General features: G+C 39.9%; 1 protein-coding gene. It reads right to left on the reverse strand.

Annotated elements, in window-relative coordinates:
- Positions 1–273 precede the first annotated feature (273 nt).
- Complete coding sequence (locus BCY91_RS08470) at positions 274–834, reverse strand: tetratricopeptide repeat protein (protein WP_147387924.1); 561 nt, start codon at positions 832–834, stop codon at positions 274–276.
- Between the last annotated feature and the right edge of the window lie 2,101 nt (positions 835–2,935).

The following is a 2,935-nucleotide window of genomic DNA, read 5'->3' on the forward strand; positions in this document are numbered from 1 at the left end:
GAGGAGCAAAATCCAGGTCGGTCGGTGAACAAGCGGAATTTGTCCGTCTAATTTGTCGCCAAAAGTTTAACAGCAAGATAACGTTCCAGTTCGGTCGGCAGTTTAAAACAGCGATATGTTTTCAGTAGCAATGCCCGCTAACGGTTGGCAAGTTTGTGTTGTAATGGCATAGAAAGCAAAAACTTGTCTGCCTGTATAAATTTAATTAATTGTGATGAAGTAACGTAAAGCAGTTCAACCATTATAACACAAATTTGTGGTTACCTGTAGTTTTTATTTCCATAATTTACAGTAATCCTTATAGGTTCTTAATTTATGGTCAGTAATACTTTTGGCTATATCTCTGTCTTTGTTGGCATTAACGGTGTCGCCTAAAATATACTTAATCGCACCTCTTTCATAAAATGCACTATTTATATATTCATATTTTCGTTCCTTATCCAATAAAATCGCCTTATTGTAGTCTTCAAGCGCCAATTTATATTTTTGTAGTTCTTTTCGAGAGTCGCCTCTTCTAAAATAAAATTCGATGTCATTTGGAAAGTTTTTGAGTGCTAAGGAATAAACTCTTTCCATATTTTTATTGTCTTGGTTTAGAATTCTGTAACTCCAAGTGAGTTTATCAAAAACGTCTCTTTCCTTAAAACCTTTTTTAATTGATTTTTCGAAATTTTCAATTGCTTTTTCTAGCTCTGGAGTACTATAAACATCTCCACCGTCCGATAGTTCGTAAAACTTTAAGCCTTTTTCATAAAACTGTCGGCCACTTGTGAAGTATTCGCAACTTATCATACACAAGGAAGTCGTCAAAAGTAGAAGTATGATTTGCTTCATTTTTCGGGAGTTTCGGTCGTTTAAAATTACAGGTAACGTTTTGCAGGTTTGAGAAATTGCGGTTTTATTTGCGGAACCTCTGTCAGCCCGCACCAAATTAAATAAAAAACGGCAAAAGAAAGTGCAAGCACTTCGCCCCGCAATTTTGCAAACCTGTTGTTAGCGGACGTTGCGGTTGCTTTCCCTGCGACATTCAAGTGCGGAAACGGCATTTCGGTCGGCATTTGATAAAGTTAAGTCTGTCAGCGCAGTTGATTTTTAAGGGCAGAAAACTTTTTCCGTTAGCTCTGTTTTGCAGAGCAGGTCAGAAAGTTTCCGGTTCGGGTCAGCCAGAAAGTGGTGCAGGTCGGCAATTTACCATAAAAGCGCAGGAAGAATTCATGTCGGTCGTTGAGCGAGCGGAATTTGTCCGGCTAATTTGTCGCCGAAAAGTTTAACAGTAAGATAGTGTTCCAGTTCGGTCGGCGGTTTAAAACAGCGATAAGTTTTCAGTAGCAATGCCCGCTAACGNACAGGAGGTCGGTCAGAAAGCGCTGCAGGTCGGCAATTTACAGCAAAGGGGAGGAGCAAAATCCAGGTCGGTCGGTGAACAAGCGGAATTTGTCCGTCTAATTTGTCGCCAAAGTTTAACAGTAAGATAACGTTCCAGTTCGGTCGGCGGTTTAAAACAGCGATATGTTTTCAGTAGCAATGCCCGCTAACGGTTTGCAGGTTTGAGAAATTGCGGTTTAACTTGCAGAACCTCTGTCAGCCCGCAGTGAATTTAGTGAAAAGTGATGAAGAAAGTGTAAGCACTTCGCCCGCAATTTTGCAAACCTGTGGTTATAGGCAGATGTGCTTTTTCCATATTATATTCAAGTTTTGGTTGTTTCAGTTCGGTCAGCAATTAAAAATGCTTTAGTTCTTGTCTGTTCAATTTGTCCTTAAAAACCGAAAAAATAGTTCGTTCGGCTAAGCTTTTTGGTCGGCTGGAAACCGATTGGGAATGCCGTTCAATTGAGCAGTTCGGTCGGGCGTGTCGGTCTGAAACTTGTTTTTAAAAGCTTTGAAATTCTATTCGTTCGTTCGGTTTGTTCGGTTCAATTTTGTTTTAGTTCGGTTTTTTTGTTCGATTCCTCAAATGCTTTCGGTCAGTTCAAATTTGTCAGTTTGCATTGGAGAAACTTTCGCTAACTGATGCATTTCGTTCGGGGAACATTTGCCTATAACGGTTGGCAGGTTTGCGAAATTGCGGTTTTACCTGCAGAACCTCTGTCAGCCCGCACCAAATTAAATAAAAAACGGCAAAAGAAAGTGCAAGCACGTCGCCCGCAATTTTGCAAACCTGTGGTTATAGGCAGATGTGCTTTTCCCATATTATATTCAAGTTTTGGTTGTTTCAGTTCGGTCAGCAATTAAAAATGCTTTAGTTCTTGTCTGTTCAATTTGTCCTTAAAAACCGAAAAAACAGTTTGTTCGGCTAAGCTTTTTGGTCGGCTGGAAACCGATTGGAAATGGCGTTCAATTGAGCAGTTCGGTCGGGCGTGTCGGTCTGAAACTTGTTTTTAGAAGCTTTGAAATCTATTCGTTCGTTCGGTTTGGTCGGTTCAATTTTGTTTTAGTTCGGTTTTTTGTTTGATTCCTCAAATGCTTTCGGTCAGTTCAAATTTGTCCGTTTGCATTGGGGAAACTTTCGTTAACTGATGCATTTCGTTCGGGGAACATTTGCCTATAACGGTTTGCAGGTTTGAGAAATTGCGGCTTTACTTGCAGAACCTCTGTCAGCCCGCACCAAATTAAATAAAAAAAGGCAAAAGAAAGTGCAAGCACTTCGCCCCGCAATTTTGCAAACCTGTGGTTATGGGTAGATGTGTTTTTTTTAGTATTATTTTCATTTTGATCTTGGTCAGTTCGGTCAGTAGTAAAAATAGTTTTTTCCTTTTCAGTTTGTTCTTAAAAGCAAAAAAACAGCTCGGTCGGCTAAGCATTTTGGTCGGCAAAACCGAAATAGAAATTGTCCTTCAGTTCAGTTTTCAGTTGGGCGTTTAGGTCGGTAAGAAGCTTGATTTTTAAAGAACCTTAAGTCGATTTTGTAGTCCGTTTGATTTTGCTTGTCGTGTTG

Origin of the sequence: Pelobium manganitolerans (assembly GCF_003609575.1) — a bacterium.
In the GTDB taxonomy this organism is placed as follows: domain Bacteria; phylum Bacteroidota; class Bacteroidia; order Sphingobacteriales; family Sphingobacteriaceae; genus Pseudopedobacter; species Pseudopedobacter manganitolerans.